The 18,779-nt window shown below is 35.8% G+C and carries 15 protein-coding genes and 1 pseudogene; 13 read left to right on the top strand and 3 right to left on the bottom strand.

All coding sequences use genetic code 11. From position 1 onward, the window contains the following. The first annotated feature begins 157 nt into the window (after positions 1-157). Positions 158-3,811 carry a DNA-directed RNA polymerase subunit beta' gene (gene rpoC, locus I583_RS14725; protein ID WP_010762205.1) on the top strand — a complete coding sequence of 1,218 codons (3,654 nt, stop codon included), beginning with the start codon at positions 158-160 and terminating at the stop codon, positions 3,809-3,811. Between the two features lie 46 nt (positions 3,812-3,857). Here the strand turns inward: rpoC and I583_RS14730 are convergent. Next, positions 3,858-4,578 (bottom strand): annotated as a pseudogene (locus tag I583_RS14730) (glucosamine-6-phosphate deaminase). Positions 4,579-4,715: 137 nt separating this feature from the next. Here I583_RS14730 and msrA point away from each other — a divergent pair. From msrA to I583_RS16340, 9 genes are all read left to right on the top strand, one after another. Continuing rightward, positions 4,716-5,255: a peptide-methionine (S)-S-oxide reductase MsrA gene (gene msrA / locus I583_RS14735; RefSeq protein ID WP_010762208.1), complete on the top strand. Its 540-nt coding sequence runs from the start codon at positions 4,716-4,718 to the stop codon at positions 5,253-5,255. Between the two features lie 197 nt (positions 5,256-5,452). Beyond that, positions 5,453-6,364, top strand: coding sequence for a helix-turn-helix domain-containing protein (locus I583_RS14740; protein WP_010762209.1), 912 nt, complete (start codon positions 5,453-5,455; stop codon positions 6,362-6,364). Between the two features lie 723 nt (positions 6,365-7,087). Beyond that, on the top strand, positions 7,088-7,294 hold the full coding sequence (locus I583_RS14745; RefSeq protein WP_010762210.1) for a hypothetical protein: 207 nt from the start codon (positions 7,088-7,090) through the stop codon (positions 7,292-7,294). Positions 7,295-7,321: 27 nt separating this feature from the next. Beyond that, the gene (locus I583_RS14750) at positions 7,322-8,224 is read left to right on the top strand and encodes an ATP-binding cassette domain-containing protein (RefSeq protein ID WP_010762211.1); all 903 of its coding nucleotides are present in this window, start codon (positions 7,322-7,324) and stop codon (positions 8,222-8,224) included. Between the two features lies 1 nt (position 8,225). Then, positions 8,226-8,954: an ABC transporter permease gene (locus tag I583_RS14755; protein WP_010762212.1), complete on the top strand. Its 729-nt coding sequence runs from the start codon at positions 8,226-8,228 to the stop codon at positions 8,952-8,954. A 13-nt stretch (positions 8,955-8,967) separates the two neighbouring features. Next, on the top strand, positions 8,968-9,483 hold the full coding sequence (locus tag I583_RS14760; protein WP_010762213.1) for a thioredoxin family protein: 516 nt from the start codon (positions 8,968-8,970) through the stop codon (positions 9,481-9,483). A gap of 27 nt (positions 9,484-9,510) precedes the next feature. Then, complete coding sequence (locus tag I583_RS14765) at positions 9,511-10,056, top strand: hypothetical protein (protein ID WP_010762214.1); 546 nt, start codon at positions 9,511-9,513, stop codon at positions 10,054-10,056. A 19-nt stretch (positions 10,057-10,075) separates the two neighbouring features. Beyond that, positions 10,076-12,124, top strand: a complete 2,049-nt coding sequence (locus I583_RS14770) for an ATP-binding cassette domain-containing protein (protein ID WP_010762215.1) — start codon at positions 10,076-10,078, stop codon at positions 12,122-12,124. Further along, entirely contained in the window at positions 12,121-12,525 is a 405-nt protein-coding gene (locus I583_RS16340) for a thioredoxin family protein (RefSeq protein WP_010762216.1), read from the top strand. The genes I583_RS14770 and I583_RS16340 overlap by 4 nt, the downstream gene beginning before the upstream one ends. Before the next feature lie 883 nt (positions 12,526-13,408). Here I583_RS16340 and I583_RS16595 read toward each other — a convergent pair. Next, a complete protein-coding gene (locus I583_RS16595; protein ID WP_010762218.1) occupies positions 13,409-14,098 on the bottom strand; it encodes a prepilin peptidase in 690 nt (229 codons plus the stop codon). A 101-nt stretch (positions 14,099-14,199) separates the two neighbouring features. Here I583_RS16595 and I583_RS14780 point away from each other — a divergent pair, with 101 nt between their 5' ends. The 3 genes from I583_RS14780 to I583_RS14790 all read left to right on the top strand — a co-directional run bounded on the left by I583_RS14780 (position 14,200) and on the right by I583_RS14790 (position 17,137). After that, positions 14,200-15,729, top strand: coding sequence for a gluconokinase (locus I583_RS14780; protein ID WP_010762219.1), 1,530 nt, complete (start codon positions 14,200-14,202; stop codon positions 15,727-15,729). 61 nt (positions 15,730-15,790) lie between these two features. Next, positions 15,791-16,528 carry a DUF5105 domain-containing protein gene (locus tag I583_RS14785; RefSeq protein WP_010762220.1) on the top strand — a complete coding sequence of 246 codons (738 nt, stop codon included), beginning with the start codon at positions 15,791-15,793 and terminating at the stop codon, positions 16,526-16,528. Positions 16,529-16,648: 120 nt separating this feature from the next. After that, complete coding sequence (locus I583_RS14790) at positions 16,649-17,137, top strand: Dps family protein (protein ID WP_010762221.1); 489 nt, start codon at positions 16,649-16,651, stop codon at positions 17,135-17,137. 52 nt (positions 17,138-17,189) lie between these two features. Here I583_RS14790 and argH read toward each other — a convergent pair whose 3' ends face one another. Beyond that, positions 17,190-18,575, bottom strand: a complete 1,386-nt coding sequence (argH, locus tag I583_RS14795) for an argininosuccinate lyase (protein ID WP_010762222.1) — start codon at positions 18,573-18,575, stop codon at positions 17,190-17,192. Positions 18,576-18,779: the final 204 nt, after the last annotated feature.

Consider the following 18,779-nt stretch of genomic DNA (forward strand, 5'->3'; position numbering starts at 1 on the left):
GTTTGAAGTCTTATTAAAATTGTCAAGTTAGTTTTGTTTCAATCTCTCTTTGTAGAAAGAGAGTTGATACAGTTGGTGGAAGAAAATGAGTGTTTAAAAGTACTGTATTTTTCTTCCCACCCTAACTTTTCCTATCAAGAAATGGAGGGAATCCCTTTTGATCGATGTAAATAAATTCGAAAGTATGCAAATAGGTTTAGCTTCTCCAGAAAAGATCAGAAGCTGGTCTTACGGTGAAGTAAAGAAACCCGAAACGATTAACTACCGTACGTTAAAACCTGAACGTGAAGGTTTGTTCTGTGAACGCATTTTCGGCCCAACTAAAGACTGGGAATGTGCCTGTGGAAAATATAAACGTATTCGTTATAAAGGTATCGTTTGTGACCGTTGTGGTGTAGAAGTAACTCGCTCTAAAGTTCGTCGTGAACGTATGGGACATATCGAGTTAGCAGCACCCGTTTCACATATCTGGTATTTCAAAGGTATTCCATCTCGTATGGGTCTTGTTTTAGATATGAGTCCTCGTGCCTTAGAAGAGATTATTTACTTTGCATCTTATGTAGTAATTGATGCCGGAGATACATCTTTAGAGAAAAAACAATTATTAACAGAGCGCGAATACCGTGATAAACGTGATCAATATGGTCAAGGTTTTACAGCGGCAATGGGTGCAGAAGCTGTTAAACAATTATTGGATAACGTTGATTTAGATGGCGAAGTTGCTGGCTTAAAAGAAGACTTAAAATCAGCTCAAGGTCAAAAAAGAACACGTGCAATCCGTCGTTTAGATATTTTAGAAGCATTCCGTGCTTCTGGAAACTTACCAAGCTGGATGGTTATGGATGTTATTCCTGTAATCCCACCTGATTTGCGCCCGATGGTTCAACTAGAAGGTGGACGTTTTGCAACAAGTGATTTGAATGACTTATACCGTCGTGTAATCAACCGTAACAATCGTTTGAAACGTTTATTAGATTTAAACGCACCAAACATCATTGTTCAAAATGAAAAACGTATGCTGCAAGAAGCGGTTGATGCGTTGATCGATAATGGTCGTCGTGGCCGTCCTGTTACAGGACCAGGTAACCGTCCATTGAAATCTCTTTCTCATATGCTAAAAGGGAAACAAGGTCGTTTCCGTCAAAACTTATTAGGTAAACGTGTGGATTACTCTGGTCGTTCAGTTATCGTCGTAGGACCTAACCTTAAAATGTACCAATGTGGATTGCCAAAAGAAATGGCAATTGAATTATTCAAACCATTTGTAATGCGTGAATTAGTTCAACGCGAAATCGCAACAAACATCAAAAATGCAAAACGTAAAATCGAACGCGGAGAAGATGAAGTTTGGGATATTCTAGAAGAAGTTATTCAAGAGCATCCAGTATTGCTTAACCGAGCACCTACATTACACAGACTTGGTATCCAAGCCTTTGAACCAGTGCTAGTTGAAGGTCGTGCAATACGTCTTCACCCATTAGTGTGTGAAGCCTACAATGCCGATTTTGATGGAGACCAAATGGCCGTTCACGTTCCATTGAACGAAGAAGCACAAGCAGAAGCACGTATGCTAATGCTAGCTGCTCAAAACATTTTGAATCCAAAAGATGGTAAACCAGTTGTAACGCCTTCTCAAGATATGGTCTTAGGTAACTACTACCTAACTATGGAAGAAGAAGGACGTGAAGGGGAAGGCATGATCTTCCGCGACATGAATGAAGCTGTTTTAGCATGGCGTAATGGATACGTGCATTTACACTCACGTATCGGTGTTCAAACAACCTTGCTTGGCGACAAACCGTTTACGGATTGGCAAAAAGAACGTATTTTGATCACAACTGTAGGTAAGATTATCTTTAATGAAATCATGCCTGTAGAGTTTCCTTACTTGAATGAACCAACAGATTACAACTTAACGGTACAAACACCTGACAAGTATTTTGTAGAAGCTGGTACAGATATTCCTGCGCACATTAAAGAGCAAGAATTAGTTTTACCATTCAAAAAGAAAAACTTAGGGAATATCATCGCTGAAGTCTTCAAGAGATTCCATATCACTGAAACTTCTAAGATGCTTGATAGAATGAAAGACTTAGGGTATAAACATTCTACTCATGCTGGTATGACCGTTGGTATCGCTGATATCATGGTATTGCATGAGAAACAAGAAATCATCGATGATGCCCATAAACAAGTCGAAAATATTACGAAACAATTCCGTCGAGGTCTGATTACAGATGACGAACGTTATGAACGCGTTATTGCTGTTTGGAACAAAGCCAAAGATGAGATCCAACAAAAACTGATTGAAAGTATGGATGCTAAAAATCCAATCTTCATGATGTCAGATTCTGGGGCCCGTGGTAACATCTCCAACTTTACTCAGCTTGCTGGTATGCGTGGACTTATGGCCGCTCCAAACGGACGTATCATGGAATTGCCGATCATCTCGAACTTCCGTGAAGGACTTTCTGTCTTGGAAATGTTTATCTCTACCCATGGAGCTCGTAAAGGGATGACCGATACAGCCTTGAAGACAGCCGATTCAGGTTACTTGACTCGTCGTTTAGTTGACGTAGCACAAGATGTTATTATTCGTGAAGACGATTGTGGAACTGACCGCGGTCTAGTAATCCAATCAATTCGTGAAGGTAATGAAATCATTGAACCGTTAGAAGAACGTCTACTTGGACGTTATACGCGTAAATCAGTGATGCATCCTGAAACTGGCAAAATGATTATTGGTGAAGATCAACTGATTTCAGAAGATCTTGCAAGAGAAATCGTTGACGCTGGTGTTGAAACTGTAACGATTCGTTCCGTATTTACATGTAATACCAAACATGGTGTATGTAAACACTGTTACGGCCGTAACTTAGCAACTGGTTCAGGTGTTGAAGTTGGGGAGGCAGTTGGTACAATTGCTGCTCAATCAATCGGAGAACCTGGTACTCAATTAACAATGCGTACGTTCCATACAGGTGGGGTTGCCGGAGATGATATTACTCAAGGTCTACCTCGTGTTCAAGAAATTTTTGAAGCACGTAATCCTAAAGGACAAGCAGTCATTACAGAAGTAACAGGTGAAGTAATCGATATTTCTGAAGATCCTGCAACACGCCAAAAAGAAGTAACGATCAAAGGGAAAACTGATACACGTACGTATACAGTTCCTTATACAGCTCGTATGAAAGTCGCTGAAGGCGATACGATCCGTCGTGGTGAGCCGTTGACAGAAGGTTCGATCGATCCTAAGCAACTGCTACAAGTTCGCGATGTTTTATCTGTTGAAAACTACCTATTGCGTGAAGTACAACGTGTTTACCGTATGCAAGGGGTGGAAATTGGCGATAAACATATCGAGGTAATGGTTCGTCAAATGCTTCGTAAAGTTCGTGTCATGGATCCAGGTGATACTGAAATCTTACCAGGTACATTACTAGATATCGCTGAATTTAAAGATCGTAACTATGACACATTAGTAGCTGGTGGCGTTCCTGCAACAAGCCGTCCAGTCTTACTAGGAATCACAAAAGCATCATTAGAAACAAACAGTTTCTTATCTGCTGCGTCATTCCAAGAAACAACTCGTGTGTTAACCGATGCTGCAATTCGCGGTAAAAAAGACCCATTACTTGGTTTGAAAGAAAATGTTATCATTGGTAAGATCATCCCAGCTGGTACTGGTATGGCTCGTTACCGTAACATGGAACCAAAAGAAGTTGGCGTAGCGAGCGAAAATGTGTACAGTATCTCTGATATTGAAGCACAAATGGCTGCTGAAGATGCTTTGAATGAGTTGAATAAATAATAGTAAAAAAAAGGCTTGAAATCATATGATTTCAAGCCTTTTTTATTTAATAAAGTTCTAATGCAGCTTCTTGATCTAAAATAATTGTTAAATTAGGATGGGTTTGTAATAAGGAGGCGGGGACATCATTTGTGACAGGGCCGAAAAATGCCTGTTTGATGATCGCAGCTTTTTTCTTTCCCGTGGCAAAGAGCACAATTTCTTTTGCTTGCATCACACTTTTTGGTCCCATAGTGACGTAAAAGTCTGGACGCTCATTTTCATCGCCGCCGACCTCGCTTAATAAAATATCTTTCATATGTTCAGTAGCGTCTTCCCCAACATAAGAAGTTAAATTTTCAAATTTTTGTTGTTCCTGGTAGGTTCCCACAATAATGTCCATCTGCTCCAATGCCTAGTAAAATCAAATCTAATCCACCATCTTGTTCAATTCTCTTGTCCTGATTCTTGTAGTTGTTTTCGTCCAAGGGATGTATGTGGCTTTCTGGAATTTCTGCTGGTTTAAAGAAAAGATTATTGAGATTGGTCATCGTTACACCATATCCTTTTTTCTGTTTGAATGGAATCTCATCAAAATTGTAATAATGAACATTGTCAAAATAATGTTTGTTTTTTACATCAGAAACTAAGTATTCATACATTTTAACTGGTGTCGATCCAGCGGTTATGGCTAAATTCACTCGTTTATTTTGATACATTTTACCTAATAGAATATTTGCAGCGACCCGGCTCATTTTTTCGTAGTTTTCTTCAATGATGATTTTCATTTTTTTTAACAGCTCCTTCTTTTTATTTAACTTATCATGTGGGAACCATCCCATGTCAATAGAGTTTGTATAAGCAAATCAATGTCATTATTTTTTTGTTGGGCTTATGATAAGGAAAAAGATGAGGTGAAGTAAATATGGAACATCATTATTACGAAAAAGCGATTTTTGCTGGCGGTTGTTTTTGGTGCATGGTTAAACCTTTTGATACTCAACCAGGTATTATTTCCGTGGTGTCAGGATATACAGGAGGGCATGTTGAATATCCAACCTATGAGCAAGTCACAACAGGCGCAACTGGTCATACAGAAGCAGTTGAAATAACGTATGATCCTGCAATCATTCCATACGAAAAATTAGTAGAAACTTATTGGCAGCAAACAGATCCAACAGATGCCTTAGGTCAATTTGCAGATCGTGGTGATTCCTATCGTCCTGTTATTTTTTATAGTAATGAATCGCAAAAAAAGATCGCTGAAAAGTCAAAAGATGTATTACAAAAGAGTGGTCGCTTTACTCAACCAATTGTGACTAAAATTGAACCAGCTCAACCGTTCTATCCAGCGGAAGACTATCATCAAGAGTATTATAAGAAACATAGTATACATTATAATCTCTATCGAGAAGGATCAGGCAGAGCTAGTTTTATTCGGAAAAATTGGAAAGAAGATAAATAAAAAAGTGAGTTGACATTACCAGCTATTTGAATAGTAGGTAATATCAACTCTTCTTTTAAGAGCATATAACTCGAGTTTGAAGATATCAAAGGCAGCAGGAGGAATGATAATGTTATCAGTAGAATGTTGTAATTTCAATATTATTAATATATAATTAACATGATGATTGATATAATTTTTATGCAGGACGGTGAAAAATGGATATAAAATTAGAATTAGGAAAAAAAATACGCTTACTTCGTGAGCAAAAAGAAATGAGTAGAGAAGCTTTTTGTGATGATGAGTTAGAATTAACAGTCAGACAGCTTTCAAGAATTGAGTCAGGAGAATCTTTACCTACGTTACCCAAGCTTACATACATATCTCAACGATTATTTGTTCCAATTTCACATTTGATAGATGAAAGTCAAATGACCTTACCTAAGAGGTATTTAGAATTAAAAATGAGTTTGTTTAGGCGGCCGCCTCAGTATAATAAAGAGATGGAAGATAAAGTAGAATCTATTTTTAACGAAATCTATGAACAATTTTATGATATTTTACCTGAAGAGGAACAATTGTTAGTTGATGTTGATCAAGCAATCATTGATGTTCATCATTCAGAAAAAATAGACTTTGGTGAAGGGATTTTAAGTGATTACTTTTTTCAAGTAAAGAATAAAACAAAATATACAGACAATGATTTGATCATTGCTAACCTTTACTTTCATTGCAGTAGGTATTCAGATGTGGATAGTAAGGAATTTGAACAGTTAGTTGAGAAGTGTCTTGATCAAGTTAATTATGCTTCAGATGTCGGTGTCTTGATTCTGGGTCAAATTTTAATCATTGTCATGGGGGTATATATCAGTATAGATGAGTACGGGAAAGTTATGAATGTAATCAAGATTTTTAATACTATCATGAAGTCAACGCAAGATTTTCACAAAAAACCAGTTGTAGATATGCTAGAAGGAAAATGTTGGTTACAAAAGGGTGAAATTGAAAAAGCAAAACAAAAATATCAGGATGCTAGTTTATTAGCGAGGCTTCATCAAGAAGAGTTATTATCAAAAAAGATAGAAGAAGAATGGAAATTGGATTTAAAAGAAAGTATATTTGAAGACTAGACAGGAAGAATTAATCAAGGTGCTTTATATATAATAACGTTCCTATACTTCATCATATACATAATTTAGATACTATTAATAGCATTTCAAATTTCTATAAACAGGTGAAACAATAGTGCTAAATGTAGGATCAAGAACAAATCCGATTACTAGCAAACCAAAATGGATTACTACACAGTATCTGATAGGTGCAGTTTGAGTGAGCTCTCGTAAACAATAGATTGGCAATGGGAAGAAGAGTTTGTAAATAATTAAGTCATAAACTATTAAAGCATGAGTATGTTTTAATAGTTTATTTTTGTGCATAAAAATAGGCTATATAAGAATATATGAAACCAACAACAGATGCTGGACAAGAATGTCCTGTTGAAAAAATTGATCAAGCAGTAAAGTGAGACATGTAAACAAGAGGAGAAAAACTTATAAGAATCGAAAGAAAGCAGGTGAGTGAAATGCTTGAATTGCTAGGGCTATGGTGGGAAATCTAAAAGGATGACAAGAATGTCCTGTTGAAAAAATTGATCAAGCAGTAAAGTAAGACATGTAAACAAGAGGAAAAAAACTTATAAGAATCGAAAGAAAGCGGGTGAGTGAAATGTTTGAATTGCTAGGATTATGGTGGGAAATCTAAAAAGATAAAAATATCCTGTAAAGAAGACATATTAAGAAAAACAGAAAACAGGATCAATACATAAGCAAGTCAAAAGAAAGGAAGGAAAGGAAATGTCTAATATAGAATATTTTATTGAAGATCAAACAGTTGTGCATAGAAAATTAATCATTGTGAATAGTAGCAAAGAAGACAAATTGTTGAAGGTATTAAATCAAGGCGAATTATTAAAGATTGTGATGATTCCCAAAAAGACAGAGAAGGAATTGATTTTTGAACATTTAAAGGTAGAAGACCTCGAAATTTTAGAAATAAAATGACAAATCCAAATAACGGGAGTGCTGAAAATGGAATTAATTGAAAAAAATAACTATCTATTAAAAACAAATGACTTGGTGAAGAAATATAAAGAGTATCAGGCTGTGAATGAAGTTTCAATGACTATCAATAAAGGGGATATTTACGGGTTTATCGGGAAAAATGGTGCTGGAAAAACAACCTTTATTCGCTTAGCAACAAGATTGATTGAAAAAAGCTCAGGGTCATTGTCTTTCAACTCAGAAAATGTGCTGAAGATGGGAGCGGTTATTGAAGGGCCGGCTTGTTATCCATATTTATCCGCCAAAGATAATTTAAATTATTATGCAATTCAAAAAAATATTAAAGACAAAAAGCGTATTGACGAGGTACTAGCATTTGTAGGACTCGATAAAGTCGACAATAAGAAACTTTTTAAGGATTATTCGTTGGGAATGAAACAACGACTTGGAATCGGCTTAGCTATTTTGGATCAACCAGAGTTTCTGATTTTAGATGAACCCATCAATGGATTAGATCCTCAAGGAATCGTTGAGATTAGGGAAATTATTCATCGATTGAATCAAGAGTATAGCACGACAATTTTGATCTCAAGTCATATTTTAACAGAGCTTTCATTGGTTGCCACTAGATACGGCATTATAAATGAAGGAAAGTTAGTCAAAGAATTGACGAAAGAAGAATTGGAAAATGAGTGTGGTCAAAATATTGTGCTAACAAGCTCAGATAATCATCAAGCAAATAAGATTTTAGCTAGTCATGATTATTATGTAGAAGTTCATCAAAATGAACTGTATATCAAGGAAAAGAAGGAAAATATGGAAACAATCGCTCAACTCTTATTTGACCATGGTATTTATTTAACAAATTATTATTACAAAGAAGAAAACTTAGAAGAGTACTTCTTAAATTTAATTGAAGGAGGAGTTTAAAATGATGCATTTACTAAAATCAGATATTTACAGAATTATCAAAAGTTCACTATGCTTTTACTCCATGGCAGGCTTGATTCTTTTAGGAGTATTCTTCGGATTTTTAGGCGCCTCAAGCACAGATACTGCTGAGGAGTTAATACAATCAGGGCTGTCAAATGGTTCTATGCTGATACCAGTATTTTTGACCAATGTTTTCATGGTTGCTTGGGGACATGAATTTAATTACCGAGTAGTCAACAATTCTTTAATTGCAGGAATGAGTAGAAAAACATTCTTTTTTAGTAAAACAGTCTTAACTTTTCTGCTAACTATTTTGTTTGTGACTGTTTACGCAGCAAGCTTAATCAGTGTAGCATTTATTTTAAAAGGAAGCTTTCCTTTGACTGTAGCTCTTAAGCCTGTACTTGTTCAGCTACCTTTGTATTTAGCAGCGAGTTGTGTGGGAATTTTATTATTCAATGTGTTACAAGCTTCGTATACTTCTGTTGCAGCATTTATTGCCATTGCATTTATTGGAGATACTATTTTATCTAATATCATTTCAAATTATCTTGAAAAGTTCGACTTTCTGTTGGATACATTGTTCTTTTCAAATTTACGCAACATTACAGATTTAGCAGTGATAACTAACGACCAGCTGCAGACAGCGTTAATCAGTAGTGTCATTTATGGAGTCATTGCATTACTTATTAGTTTTAACGTATTTCGTAATAGAGAATTTAAATAATGAGGTGGGAAATATGAAGAAAAAAGTTATTTACGGACTTCTTTTACTTGTCCTGTGTGCAAGCAGTTTATTCTCAGCTACAAAGGCATATTCATTAAATAATGAGATGGAGAAAAAAGAAGAAGAGTTAATCATTTCAAAAAATAACTATCCAGAAGTTTATGATTTTATCGATGCTATGACTGTGGAATCTTTTAAGAATAAAATTGAGAAACAAGAGGATTTCTATGTCTACGTTGGTCGCCCGACTTGTGGAGACTGTAATGCCTTTGAGCCAGAGTTGATCGAGTTGATTGAAAAATATGAAATTGAAAATCAACTCAAGTATTTAAATGTTGCAAAGTTGAGGACACAGGAAAATGAGTGGGAAACGTTCAAAAAAAACTATGATTTACTTTATACTCCTACTTTAGCAAAATTTGAACAAGGAAAGCTTGTTAGCAAAGTTGAGTGGTCACCAGAGTCAGGCATTTCAATCAAGCAAGTAAAAAAATGGATTGAAAACAACATGGAAAAAGTTACTAATTAAATACATCTGAAAATGGAGGAAAAACAAATGAAAAAAAAGATAGCTATTCTTGTGATAGGTGTAGTCATTGCAGGTATTTTTTACCTGAATTACGTGAATGAAGAAAATACCAAGGTAAATAAAGAATGGGCATTGACGGATGAACAAGTATCTAATGTAGTGTTAAAAGGAATCAGTCAAGATTTAAATGTTATTTTGAAAAAAGGGGATACAAATACGGTGCAAGTTGCTGGGGAAATGCCTGTCTCTTTTGCAGATAAACTAAAAGAGATCCAACCAGAGAAAGATAAAATGTTGATTTCATTTGCAACAGAGATAGGTGTCAGTATTGCTAAAAATAGTAAGGAGAAATTAACAGTAACTATTCAGACTACAGACACTAAGCTGTTAAAAGAACTGAATATCAAGATGAACAAAGGAAATGTAGTTATTCAAGTTCCTAATGAGTTTGAACGAAGATATGAACTGGAAACGAATAAAGGAGAGGTAACAAATCCGAAATCAGTTAAAAATAATGCCGATGAGTTGATCAAAGTCGAATTAGGATTTGGCAATATCGATATTGTCGAGTAAGAAAGTGAGAGGGGAAACTATGTACGCACATACTATGCAAAATATGGTCAATGATTGTGGTCTTGCTACAATTCAAACGCTATTCAAGCAGCTAAAAATAAAAAATGTTGCGATGGAAGTAGAACAACAAGTAGATACTATTGAACAAGGGTTATCTTTATTAGAAATCCAACAGATATTAGAAAACAATGGTGTGATCAGCGAGGCTTATCAGGTAACAAATATTCGAGAATTATTAACACAACAATTTCCGTTGATTTGTGTTATACATCGAGATGGCTTGCCTCATTATATTGTTGTTCATGCAATCAAAAATAATGCAATCACATTTTCTGATCCAGCAGAGCCCAAAATTTTGATAGAAGATATTGAAGATTTTACGGAACGATTTATGGGCTATGCGATTTGCGTTGAGGAAATAAAAACTATAGATCGGGAAAAAAGTAATGGAGTCAAAGAGCTGTACAAAGAAATTATTGGCAATGTCAAAGTGAAAGATCGATGTGAATTGTTTATCCTGACTGTTTTAAAATATATTTTACCGCTTAGTGTGACATTTTTTATGCAATATATTATGATTTTTCAAATGGAAAACATGACGTTACCTTACTTTTTCGCATCGGTTGTCTTTTTCCTGACATTAATGGGCGGATACTACTATGTGAACCAAAAAGATATCCAGTTGAAAACAGCGCTGGAAAATCAATTTCAACAGAAAGTATTGTTTGATTATTACCAGCAAAAAACCAATAATTTTGTCGAAAAGAGAAATATGGATAATATCATGGGGCACTTCTGGAATTTGCTTTTATCGGTGACAGGAATTCTTCATAAACTATATTTGAAATTTGATAGTGTATTCATCGTTTTCTTATATGGGATTTTGTTCAATATTAATGGATTCTTAGCAGTGATGATGATGTTTTGGTCAGTTGTTTACATGGTTCTAGTGATGAGAGAAGCAGAGAAAATCCAGAATTTTGAAAAAGCTTTAGTGACGAGTTCAAATAGTTTATCATCCACAATTGAAGAGCAAGTTAGTCACTCTTTAGATATCCGTTTATTTACGAAAGATGGAGTCGCAGAAGAGAAAGTATTGGATAAAATGTCTGATTATTTCGATAAGAAATTGATCAGCTATGAATTGTCGGCTAGGATAGATTCTTTATTTGAATTGATTAGTTCGTGTATGATGCTTAGTACATTCGGTTTATTTATCTATTCCTATATTTTTGGTGAAGATCAATCGATGTCAGAATTAATTCTCAGTGTATTTATTATTTCCATTGTGATATCGAAATTAAAGCCAATTGTGCAAACGTGGTTAAAAGTTCAGAAAAGTGAAATGGCTGTATCCTATATTCAAAATAATATTGAGCGTAGTGAAGTTGATCAAGAAACGAAACAGCTTGGGGTATCTAAAGATATTGAGAAAATTGAGTTGAAGAATATCTCATTTTCATATAACGAAGACACTTCGGTTTTGTCTAATTTAAATTTGCGTTTCCGCAAGGGACATGTGACAGGAATATCAGGAGGAAATGGTTCAGGAAAAACAACGTTAACGAAGATATTATTAGGAATTTTAGAACCGGACAGCGGTGAAGTAAGCTTAGATGATCATAGCTTTACTTCGCTATCACATACAAACATTGCCAAGTACACTAACGCTTATTTTCCCGAAATGTCTGTATTCAAAAACTCAATCGGAAATAATATTCAATTTAATTTGAATGAAAAAATGGCTCATTCTAATAAAATGATTGAAAGTTATAAAAAACGTCTTAACTTTGATTTGCCAGACAATCATGTTGTTTTTTCTCAAGGCGGAAATCTATCTCAGGGGCAAATTCAAAAGATACTACTACTTCGAGCTTTAGAAGTAGAAAAATCAATTTATATCTTTGATGAACCTACTACAAATTTGGATAAAGAATCGGCGAAAGAGTTTCTTCAAATCATCAAAGAATTGTCAAAAAATAAGATAGTTATTTTAATTACACACGATCAACAGTTGTTAAATCAATGTGATGAAATTATTTTATTAGAAGAGGGAGGTGCGGCATGAGAAAAAAAATATTGGGCATATTAATCATACTAGCAATGTTTGCAGCAGGAAGTTTCTGTTTTTCTCAACTTTCTTTTTCAAAAGGGAAAGAAGCGTTCATAAGTGTCAACGAGCAGGAGGTTGTGAAAGCAATCAAAGACAAACAGGATATGATTGTTTATTATGGGCAAGACTCGTGTGGTGCTTGCCGAGTATTTCAACCTACATTAACAGAAGCGATTAAAACAACGAAGAAGAAAGTTTACTTTTTAGATGGGGATAACTTTTCAACAAAAAAATTTAGTGAAAAGTATAATATCACCGGAACACCTACAATGATCATTATTAAAAAAGGAGAGGTATTGCGTTTTGAGGGGGTGATGGAACTAGCAGAAACAATCGAAACCTTAGAATCGATTTAAATAACTAACCAAAGAAAAAAAACTTTAATACTATTGTGAAAAGAATTGGAAATATAAAAAATAACTATACCAGAGGAGAGAATGAATATGAAAAAATTAACGATGAAAGAAAAAAACGAAGTAAAAGCAGGCTGGGTTTGCGTATTATGGGGAGCCGTATGCTGGGGTTAAATAAAAAAGGAGGAATAACCATGAAAAAAATGACAAAACAAGAGAAGAATGAAGTAAAAGCAGGCTGGGTTTGTGTATTATGGGGAGCCGTATGCTGGGGTTAAATAAAGAAGGAGGAACGACTATGAAAAAAATGACAAAACAAGAGAAGAATGAAGTAAAAGCGGGCTGGGTTTGCGTATTATGGGGAGCCGTATGCTGGGGCTAAATAAAGAAGGAGGAACGACTATGAAAAAAATGACAAAACAAGAGAAGAATGAAGTAAAAGCGGGCTGGGTTTGCGTATTATGGGGAGCCGTATGCTGGGGTTAAATAAAGAAGGAGGAACGACTATGAAAAAAATGACAAAACAAGAGAAGAATGAAGTAAAAGCAGGCTGGGTTTGTGTATTATGGGGAGCCGTATGCTGGGGCTAAATAAAGAAGGAGGAACGACTATGAAAAAAATGACAAAACAAGAGAAAAACGAAGTAAAAGCAGGCTGGGTTTGCGTATTATGGGGAGCGGTATGTTGGGGCTAAATAAAGAAGGAGGAACGACTATGAAAAAAATGACAAAACAAGAGAAAAACGAAGTAAAAGCAGGCTGGGTTTGTGTATTATGGGGAGCCGTATGTTGGGGATAGACTAAAAATAGTTTAAAATGCGTCATCAAATTTTGATGACGCATTTACTTTGTAGTAATCAAGGAAGGACAAGTCTTTATGAAATAGTTTACATAATCCACACAAAAAACAAACCAAAACTAAGAAAAGGGACAAATGGAATCTCGTAAATTTCTTTCTTTAGTACATAGTTCGAGAAAATATAAAAAATCAGTCCGCTGCTGCTGGCAATACAAAGCATGAGTAATTGTGAATGGAGACCTAATAAAGTTCCCCAAATACTAATGAGTAAAACATCTCCACCGCCTAAACAGAATGTGTCTAATCGATTTAGGAGTGAGAGGCTCATAAAAGTAAGTAAACCCAATTGCCAATGAAAGATTTGAGCTAAATATAAATGGTTAATACATAGAAACAGGGAAAAGCTATAAAAAAGTTTCGGGTCAACAACAAAGTAGTAAATGTCAGTTAGCGAGAGAGAAAATGCCATCAGCAAAAAAAGCAAACGATAAATAGTGAAACTAGAGACTCCTTCAGAGAAATTATAGACAAATAATAACCCACAGATTCCCTCACTAAAGAGATAAAGACAAGACAACTGTTGTTTACAATGACGACAGCGAAATTGTAGAAATAAAATAGAAATGATCGGGATCAACTCAAAGTTCTTTAATTTAGTCTGGCAAAATGAACAGCGTGAGGCTGGGAAAAATATTGATCGGTTAATCGGCACACGTTCTGCGACTAAACAAAGAAATGAACCGACTACACACCCAAGGATAAAATAAATAATCAGCATATAAAAACTCCTTTCATAAAAAAATACGCAAATAAATGGCTTTTTAACTAGACAATTCTTTTTTTATTCGGAATAATGAAAGTGAGAATTGAGGCGAGAATATGGAAAAAATAGCAATTGGTGTAGATATTGGAACGACGCAAACAAAGGCTGTTGCTTTTAGGGAAGATGGAGTAGTTCAAGCATCTGCTTATATTCGTTATCCACTTATTCAAGAAGTAGAAGGAATGGCAGAACAAGATGTAGATCAGATTTTCCAAGCAGTGGTGACATGTATCGAACAAGTAGTGACTAAAGTGCGACCCTTAGACATTTCGGTGATATCTTTTTCTACTGCGATGCATGGGTTGATTGTCATGGATAAAAATAATCAGCCTGTGACAAGAGTCATTACGTGGGCTGATAATCGTGCGGAAAAATATGCAGAAGAACTAAGAGATACTGCTCTTGGAAAAACTATTTATCAAAATACAGGATTGCCAATGCATCCGATGACGCCGTTTCATAAAATTCGTTGGCTAAAAGAAGAATTTCCTGATATTTATGAGCAAGCAGACAAGTTTATTGGAATGAAAGAGTATATTTTTTACCAGTTATTTGATCGATATATTATAGATATCAGTACTGCTTCGGGGACGGGATTTTTGAATATCTATGACTTGACTTGGGATCAGCTTGCTTTGGAAGAGATGGGTATTTCTGTGGAGCAGTTGCCGTTTCTAGTACCCCCTACTTATCAAGTATCTGATTTAAAAGATAAGTGGGTAGAGCATCTGGGTTTGCCGGCTGAAACGATTTTTGTGTTAGGAGGAGCGGATGGTCCATTATCTAATTTAGGTTTAGGCGCTGTGACAAAAGGAACGGCTACACTGACTGTTGGTACGAGTGGTGCTTTAAGGTATATCGTGGATCAACCTCAAGTCCATCCGCAAGCGGAGACTTTTTGCTGCGTGCTAGATGAGACGCATTGGGTGATTGGAGGAGCAACGAGTAATGGTGCTGGGATTTTTGATTGGGCTTGTGAAAACTTATTGACGGAAGTTCAGAGTGAAGCTCGTTCGGCTGAAAAAAATCCATATAATGCTGTGATGAATCTTGTAAAAGAAACGCCTGTTGGTGCTAAAGGATTATTGTTTCAGCCGTATTTGTTAGGAGAGCGCGCACCTTTATGGAATGCAGAAGCAACTGGCAGTTTTGTTGGATTGAAGCGAAACCACGATAGTAAGTTGATGATGCGTGCAGTTGTTGAGGGGATTTGTTTGAACCTGAAGCGGATTTTGACCGAATTGGAAGACTTGGGCGGAGCAGTGAAAGAAATTCGCGCTACAGGTGGTTTTGCTGATTCAGAAGTCTTTAAAAAGGTGATGGCAGATGTTTTAGGTCAGCGCCTTTCATTAACAGAAAGTGTTGAAGCTTCGGCGTTAGGTGCTGTTTTATTAGGCTGGCAAAGTATAGGGAAAATTGCAGATTTAAATACAGCTAGTGAACAAGTAGAAATTTATAAAACAATCGAGCCAGATTTTAAAAATAATCAAATTTACCAACAGGTTTATCCTTTGTTTATAACAACGCAACAGCAATTATCTGCCAGTTATCATCAGTTAGCTAAACTAAGAGCAGATTTAGAATAAATTTTTTTGACAAATAAGGCTGAACTTGCTTTACTAGTAGTAAGAGAACGGAGGAAAGGAAATGAAAAAGTTATGGATTATCTCTTTGCTTTTAGCAGGAGTTTTTCTGACAAGTTGTGGATCTAAAGGGATCTCGGCGGAGGATGCGGGTGCGTTGTTTGTCGATCGTTTGGTTTATCAAAAAGAAGAAAATAAATTTGCTAAAGAATTTCGCGATGGTGAGCAAGTCGGTAAAGAGCTAGATGAAAATAGCAAAACTTTCGAAGAAAATTTTGCCAAAGGATTATCCTCTACAGGAGCAAAAGTTCCAAAAAAAGAGGCAGATCAGTTGACCAACGAACTTTTACAGCAAGCAAGACAAAAAACAACTTATAAAATCGTTCAAATAGATGAAACAAAAAGCGGAGCAACAATCACTTATTATGTTACTGGACTTGATCTTGTAAGTGCAATGCAGGAAATGACGAGGCAGCTAGTGAAAGACACCTTGGCTGATCCGGAAATAGCGAAGGACGAACAAAAAACACTAGAAGCAACTTTTTCTATCTTAGAAGAACGTGTCAAAGCAATCAAAATCAAAACAGACCCAGTTAAAATGACATTGCACTTGGAGAAAGAAAAAGGGAAATGGTTTGTGCCAGATAATCAAAAAAAAGCAGTATCTAATTTGTTTATGGCATTCATTTCAGGTTCAAAAGATATAGATACGATGAATAAAGAATTAGAGGAAGCATTGAATGAGGTTGCCAAAGAAATTATCAACTCATTGGATACTATAACGATACCTGATAGTGACTAAGGAGTTAGTTTATAATTATTATTAAATGAGAAATGATATAAAAATGAAGATTTTAGTGTACTTTTCCATGATTTCGTACTACAATTGTATATAGATAAAAATTTAGGAGGATGATGTATAATGAAATTTGAACAAACTAAAGAAGTATTGAACCAACTAGTTGCAGATCTAAGCCAGTTTTCAGTGGTAATCCACCAAACTCACTGGTATATGCGTGGCCCAGAATTCTTGACATTACACCCTAAAATGGACGAATACATGGACCAAATCAATGATCAATTAGATGTTATTTCTGAACGCTTGATCACATTAGATGGCGCTCCATACTCAACATTACAAGAATTTGCTGATCATACTGGTATTTCAGATGAAATCGGCACATATGAACGTACAATTCCTGAGCGTATGGAAAAATTAGTTGAAGGCTACCGTTATTTAGCTGACTTATACCAAAAAGGAATTGAAGTGTCTGGTGAAGAAGGCGACGATTCTACACAAGATATTTTTATTGCAAACAAAACAGATATCGAGAAAAATATTTGGATGTTGCAAGCAAAATTAGGTAAAGCACCTGGTATTGATGCAGATTCACGTGCAAAAACTCGTTAATCAAAAAAGTTAAATCTTCTGAAAGATAGCATACTATCTTTCAGAAGATTTTTTAGTTTTCTTCGCTTTCTAATTTGCGCTTACTGCGTTCAATTGCGGATTTGACTTGATCGAACCCAGTTCCGCCATACGAATGTCGACGCTCAATGGCGGTTTTTGACGATAGGGTTTGGTAGATATCAGATTGGATCAAAGGTGTAATTTTTTGGTATTGTTCTAATGGAACATCTTGTAAATAAATGCCTTGTTTTGTACAATCTAAAACTAATTTTCCAACAACTTCATGAGCTTGTCTAAAGGGCATTCCTTTGCTTGCTAGATAATCTGCTAGTTCTGTTGCATTTGAAAAATCTTTTTCAGTGGATTGTTCCATGATCTCTTGATTCAGTTTCATCGTCGCTACCATGCCAGCCATGATCTCTAAACTAGTTAAAACTGTATGAGACGTATCAAACATGCCCTCTTTGTCTTCTTGCAGGTCTTTGTTATAAGCTAGCGGTAATCCTTTTAAAACCGTTAGAAGGCTGAATAAATTGCCATATACGCGACCTGACTTTCCCCGAATCAATTCTGCCATATCTGGATTCTTTTTTTGTGGCATGATCGAGCTGCCTGTAGAAAAAGTATCTGTTAGTTCAACAAATTGAAACTCATGACTGCACCATAAAATGAGTTCTTCGCAAAATCTGGAAAGATGCATCATTAGAATGGAACTATTGCTAAGGAATTCTAAAATGAAATCCCGATCACTTACGCCGTCTAGACTATTTTCGTAAATGGAAGAAAAACCTAGTAATTCAGCTGAATAAGCACGATCGATTGGAAAAGTCGTGCCGGCAAGTGCTGCACAGCCTAAGGGGGAAATATCGATTCGCTTCAGACTTTCAGAAAAACGTTCTTGATCACGTGTCAACATACCGTAATAAGCCATCATATGGTGAGCAAACGAAATCGGTTGTGCATGTTGTAAATGGGTGTAGCCAGGCATAATGGTCTCAATATTGTCTTCGGCTTTGTGGACTAAAACTTGGCGGAATAAGTGGATCTTGCTAATGACTTCTTGAACGATTTCTTTTAAATAAAGATGCATGTCTGTAGCGACTTGATCATTTCTACTGCGGCCTGTATGCAATTTTCCTGCAACTGGACCGATTTCATCATGGAGCAGTTTTTCAATATTTAAATGGATATCTTCATTTTCTATACTGAATGTCAGTTCACTGGCAAACAGTTTTTCTTGAATCGTCGTAAGTCCTGAACTGATTTGTTCGGCTTCATCTGCCGTTAAAATCCCTGTCTTAGCTAACATTTTTACATGAGCTAAGCTCCCGATAATATCTTGTTTGGCTAATTTTTGATCAAAAGGAATCGAAGCGCCGAACGCATCGATCCATGCTTCACTTTTTCCTTCAAAACGTCCACCCCATAATTTTTCCATGCTGTACACCTCATTTATGTATTATTATTCATTATGATAAGAAAGAAAGTTGGACAGAAGTGTTTTACTCCGAGAAAATAAGAAGTAGTGGTTTCTGTACCAACCGTTTGTTCTGATTTCTTGAGACTAAAATGAAGACGTATCGATTCCCTTATTTCGATCCGCAGACCAAAAAGAAATTCTCCTCGGATAAGTCATTTAAAA

Origin of the sequence: Enterococcus haemoperoxidus ATCC BAA-382, from assembly GCF_000407165.1 — a bacterium.
GTDB lineage: Bacteria > Bacillota > Bacilli > Lactobacillales > Enterococcaceae > Enterococcus_L > Enterococcus_L haemoperoxidus.

Excerpts from the sequence above, each read along its gene's own strand:
- I583_RS16340 (WP_010762216.1), top strand. The coding sequence starts at position 12,121 with ATGAGAAAAAAAATATTGGGCATATTAATCATACTAGCAATGTTTGCA.
- I583_RS14765 (WP_010762214.1), top strand. The coding sequence starts at position 9,511 with ATGAAAAAAAAGATAGCTATTCTTGTGATAGGTGTAGTCATTGCAGGT.
- I583_RS14790 (WP_010762221.1), top strand. The coding sequence starts at position 16,649 with ATGAAATTTGAACAAACTAAAGAAGTATTGAACCAACTAGTTGCAGAT.
- I583_RS14770 (WP_010762215.1), top strand. The coding sequence starts at position 10,076 with ATGTACGCACATACTATGCAAAATATGGTCAATGATTGTGGTCTTGCT.
- I583_RS14755 (WP_010762212.1), top strand. The coding sequence starts at position 8,226 with ATGATGCATTTACTAAAATCAGATATTTACAGAATTATCAAAAGTTCA.
- I583_RS14750 (WP_010762211.1), top strand. The coding sequence starts at position 7,322 with ATGGAATTAATTGAAAAAAATAACTATCTATTAAAAACAAATGACTTG.
- I583_RS16595 (WP_010762218.1), bottom strand. The coding sequence starts at position 14,098 with ATGCTGATTATTTATTTTATCCTTGGGTGTGTAGTCGGTTCATTTCTT.
- I583_RS14785 (WP_010762220.1), top strand. The coding sequence starts at position 15,791 with ATGAAAAAGTTATGGATTATCTCTTTGCTTTTAGCAGGAGTTTTTCTG.
- I583_RS14740 (WP_010762209.1), top strand. The coding sequence starts at position 5,453 with ATGGATATAAAATTAGAATTAGGAAAAAAAATACGCTTACTTCGTGAG.
- msrA (WP_010762208.1), top strand. The coding sequence starts at position 4,716 with ATGGAACATCATTATTACGAAAAAGCGATTTTTGCTGGCGGTTGTTTT.
- I583_RS14780 (WP_010762219.1), top strand. The coding sequence starts at position 14,200 with ATGGAAAAAATAGCAATTGGTGTAGATATTGGAACGACGCAAACAAAG.
- I583_RS14760 (WP_010762213.1), top strand. The coding sequence starts at position 8,968 with ATGAAGAAAAAAGTTATTTACGGACTTCTTTTACTTGTCCTGTGTGCA.
- I583_RS14745 (WP_010762210.1), top strand. The coding sequence starts at position 7,088 with ATGTCTAATATAGAATATTTTATTGAAGATCAAACAGTTGTGCATAGA.
- argH (WP_010762222.1), bottom strand. The coding sequence starts at position 18,575 with ATGGAAAAATTATGGGGTGGACGTTTTGAAGGAAAAAGTGAAGCATGG.